Here is a 1,459-nt window from a genome sequence, read left to right on the forward strand (position 1 = left end):
AAAATCAAAGTTGCCCCCGGATGTAACGCAAACCACTGTCTTGCCGCGGATCCAGGAGCGCACATCCTGCAGCGCTTCAACCGACAGCGCGCCGGCCGGTTCCAGCACGATGCCTTCCACGTTCAGCATCTCGATGATGGTGGCGCAGATCCGGTCCTCGGAAATGCCCAGAACATCCGGCAGCGGCACATCCTTCAGAATGTCGAATGGCAGCGCGCCGATCCGCCCCACTGCAGCGCCATCGACAAAGGTGTCGACCTTTTCCAGCGCAACCGGTTTACCTGCGGCAAGCGCTGCCCGCAGACAGGCACCGCCGTCAGGTTCAATAAATAAGCTGTGCACGTCCTGACCAAACCATGAGGAGACCCCGGCAGACATGCCGCCGCCGCCTACCGGCAGCAGGACATGATCCGGCGCCTTGCCAAGCTGCGCCTCAATCTCCACCGCGATGGAGGCCTGGCCTTCAATCACATCGGCATCGTCAAATGGCGACAGGAAATGGCCGCCTTCCTTGGCGCACCACTCCTGTGCGGCAGCCAGACAGATATCGAAATAGTCGCCGACAAGATGGATTTCGATATGGTCGCCGCCGAACATCCGGGTCTTCTGGATCTTCTGTTGCGGCGTGGTGACCGGCATGAAGATCACCCCACGCTTGCCCATGTGGCGGCACATGAAGGCGACCCCTTGCGCGTGGTTGCCGGCCGAGGCGCAGACAAACAGCTCCTGATCCGGCTGCTTGCGCATCGCGTTCAGCGCACCGCGGATCTTGTAGGACCGAACCGGGCTCAGGTCTTCACGCTTCAGATAGATGTCGGCGCCGAAACGCTCGGATAGATGCACATTGCGCTGCAAAGGAGTTGCAGGAAACACATCGCGCATCGCCTGTTCAGCGGCGCGGGCCTGGCTCTTGAAATCGTTCATGGATTATTCAGTGGCGCAAGCCCGCCCCCAAGACAAGGGGCAGGTGCAAAGCATACATAAGAATACCAGAGATCAGACCGGACGACCTTCGACGTAGTGGCCGTAAAGGGTGGTCAGCAGGCTGATGTTCAAAAGGGCCAAGGCAGCTGATACGAGGAGTGAGACACCAAAAGCCAACGATGGGGATGCCGCCAGCGCTTCGGCAGCGAATTGGGCTGCGTATTGTGCTGCAACCAATATGGCAGCCAAACCCAGAAGGTCACCAAAAGCGTTTCCAGTGGAGTTCCAAGCTTCACGCAGCCCCATGTCCGCTCCCAACGCTGCCGCCGGCAGGATCACTGAAAGCCTGAGAACCAGATAGGTGACAAAAATTGCAATCGGCAGGTTGGCCAATTGCAGAACTGCCGCCCCTGCCCCGCTAAGCAGTGTTGTTACTAGAAGAACCATCAGCAGCACAGGAATCATCATGCACAAAAGAACCAGCGCAATCTGCACAGACCGTCCAAAGTAGGCCATCACGCGACCGCCTTCCAAA

At 58.6% G+C, this 1,459-nt stretch carries 1 protein-coding gene and 1 pseudogene; both read right to left on the bottom strand.

Going from position 1 to position 1,459, the window contains the following annotated elements; all coding sequences use genetic code 11:
* Positions 1-924: threonine ammonia-lyase IlvA (gene ilvA, locus A2I95_RS37510; protein ID WP_291737531.1), on the bottom strand; the 924-nt coding region annotated here is incomplete at its 3' end.
* A 72-nt stretch (positions 925-996) separates the two neighbouring features.
* Positions 997-1,459: pseudogene (locus A2I95_RS37515) on the bottom strand (hypothetical protein); the annotation flags it as partial.

The sequence above is a fragment of the Leisingera sp. F5 genome (assembly GCF_001593695.1).